The organism is Streptomyces sp. UNOB3_S3, assembly GCF_020740895.1.
GTDB lineage: Bacteria > Actinomycetota > Actinomycetes > Streptomycetales > Streptomycetaceae > Streptomyces.
The window spans coordinates 1-2,866 of record NZ_JAILXP010000585.1 but is presented as its reverse complement, the minus strand read 5'-3'; the positions used below and the strand labels follow the sequence as shown (position 1 = coordinate 2,866).

At 72.5% G+C, this 2,866-nt stretch carries 2 protein-coding genes; both read right to left on the bottom strand.

Annotation, left to right across the window (positions count from 1 at the left end; translation table 11 throughout):
* Nucleotides 1-1,324, bottom strand: a 1,324-nt coding sequence (locus K6I33_RS33945; protein ID WP_229358654.1) for a sigma-70 family RNA polymerase sigma factor, incomplete at its 3' end; no start/stop codon positions are given.
* Between the two features lie 260 nt (nucleotides 1,325-1,584).
* A complete protein-coding gene (locus K6I33_RS33940; RefSeq protein ID WP_229358653.1) occupies nucleotides 1,585-2,334 on the bottom strand; it encodes a TetR/AcrR family transcriptional regulator in 750 nt (249 codons plus the stop codon).
* Nucleotides 2,335-2,866: the final 532 nt, after the last annotated feature.

Below are 2,866 nucleotides of genomic sequence, written 5' to 3'. Positions count from 1 at the left end.
ATGTGTATAAGAGACAGGCCCCGCTCCCCGCGGCGCCCGTGCCACTGGCGCCTCCGCTCCCGCTTCCCGCCGTACCGGCACCGGCACCCGAACCAGCGCCCACATCCGCACCGGCACCCGCGCTCACGGCCGCGGCTCCCGCCGCCCCGGCCGCTCCCGCCGTGCCCGCGGCGATCCCGCCCGCCACCTTCAGCGACCAGTCGGCGGCGAACCAGCCGATGACCGCGACCGGCAGCAGCCCGCGCAGCTGCGCGTTGACGTCCGCTACCTCCCGCGCCGCCATACGGCAGCGCGAGCACCCGTCCAGATGCCTGCGCATCCCCCGCTCGGCCCGCGTCCGCAGACTGCCGCGCGCATACGCGCCGAGCCGGTCCGCGTAGCGCGCGCATTCGCCACCGGACGTCAGCGACGTACTCACATGGGCCTGGAGATACGCCTGCCGCAGCCCCTCGCGCGCCCGGTGCGCCAGTACCGCCGTGGCATTGGCGGTCAGCCCGAGGAGCGGCGCCACCTCGCTCGGCGACTCCTCCTCCACGGTGGTGTGCCAGAGGACGGTCTGCCACCGCTCGGGCAGGCTGCGGAACGCCTGCACGGCCAGGGACTCCTCGGCCTCCTGCATGGCCCGCACATCCGCGCCCAGCCCCAGCGTGTCGTCCTCGGCGGCGGCCGACGCCACGGCCGACGAGGTCGCGAAGACCGCGAAGTCCTCGACGAGGTGCTCCCGCCGGGTCGTCCGGCCCCAGGCCGCCGCGACCCGCCGCACCGTCGTCAGCAGATACGCCCGTACCGCCGTGTCCGGCCCGGCGCCGCCCCGTACCGCCTGGAGCGTGGCGGCGAAGACCTCATTGGTGAGGTCCTCGGCGGTGTGGTCGTCGCGGCAGCAGCTACGGGCGTACCGGCGGACCGCGCCGGCATGGCGCCGGTACAGCTCCTCGTACGCCCCGCCGCTCTCCCCGCCGCGCAGCTGTGCGACCAGTTCGAGGTCGGACGGTGGCGCATCCGTGGCTTCCTGGTCTTCCCGCACTCCCGCATCATCGACCGGCGCACCGTCCTGGGTACAACCGGCGGTATCGGTCTGGGTGGGAATGCCGGAAGAGCCCGGGTCTGTCACCCCCGGACCGGGATCCGCCCCGCCGCTGTCCCTCGGCGCCGGCACTCCCGAGCCGACGGGCCCGAACCACAGGTCCAGGGCGCCGGAGAGGGAGTCGGGACCCGGATCGGGGGAGGCCGCGGACGGCCCTCCCTGACCGGGCACCTTGTGCGGCGGCGAAGGATCGCCGGCCTCGTCGCTTCCGCGAGGCTCTTCCCGCCCGTCAACACTCATAGCGCAGGCTCCCCGTACACGCCGGCACACTCGAACTCCGAGCAGCCTCGCATACGGGAACGCAGCAGGATCACTTCACCGACGGCAACCACCCGTCCGGGCCCCGACCGGGCCGGAATACCGATGGTCACGAGAACCGATAGAAACCGGTGAAAGGGAGGGTGGAAAAGAGAGCGGTTGCCGACGCCCGCGACCAGCGCCGCCGCCGACAACCGTCACATCACACGGCTACCGCGTCACACGGTCACCGCGTCACACGACTACCGCGCGGGACGGGACCGCAGGCCCTCCAGCAGGATGTCCAGCAGCCGCGACGAGGCCGCCGCCTGCTGTGCCGCGTCCGGCAGGGACGGCGCGGCCGTCGCTATCACCAGCAGCACATCCGCGACGGTCACATCGGCGCGCAGCTCACCCGCCGAGCGCGCCCGCTCCACGAGCCGGCCCACGACGTCCAGCAGGGCCGCCGCACCCGCGTCGTCCCGCTCCTGGACCGCCGCCGGCCGCTGCTCGACGAGCCGCAGCTCGTGCAGCTGGCCCCCGGCGCCCACGGGCTGCCGCTGCTGCGGCACCCGCGCCGGAACCCGCTCCCGGAGCTCCTCGGCCTCCACGTCGACGCCGACCCGCAGCACCTGCGGAGGCAGCAGCCGGCCCGCGCCCGACGCCACCGACGTGCGCAGGAACCGGGACAGCGCCGACCACGGCTCGTCCTCCTGCCCCAGCGCGGTGCGCGCCTGCTCGGTGAGCCGTGCCGTCTCCTCCTCGGCTATCCGCCGGACCAGCACGTCCTTGCTGGGGAACCGGCGGTAGACCGTCCCCACTCCCACTCGGGCCCGGCGCGCCACGTCCTCCATCGGCGCCCCGTACCCCAGCTCGCCGAAGACCTCGCGAGCCGCCCGCAGGACATGTTCCAGATTGCGCTGAGCATCCACGCGCAACGGCGTATTACGGCCACTCGTGCCGTCGGTCGTCGTCGCGACAGCGGCAGACCAATGAGAGCCCTGAATGGTCATACGTTCCCCCGGTTATGACGTCTCCCCCCGGAGACTCCCCGCCCTGACTGCCGGGGCGCGTCTCGACACCCCGACGGAGTACGAACATAGTTGAGCCCAGGTCAAGAAAGAAGGGGGTAGTTCCGCACAGGCCGTCCCCGATTGGAGTACAGGCCTGATCCCCTTTGATTCTGCACCACCGCTCCACCCCGCCGCATCCCCCCTGACCTGCGAATTTTTCCTACTTGACGGCCCTCCTCGGATGGACGGATCAGCTCCGGGACCGGTCATACATTTCAAAGGGCCTGTGGACAAACCACTGAGAGCGATGCGTCATGGGAAGGAGCTGTGCCACAACGCGAGGACGATGCCAGGACGACGCGGCAGCACGAGGAGGAAGAGGGCCTTGGAGAGCGGACCGGCGCGTGAGGGGCACGAGGGGCGGCAGGAGCGGGAGGGACGGAAGCCCGCACCGACCGGGACCGATCCGGCCACCGATCCGGCCACCGCGACCCCCGCCCGCGAGGCACCCGTCCACGAGGCACCCGCCCAC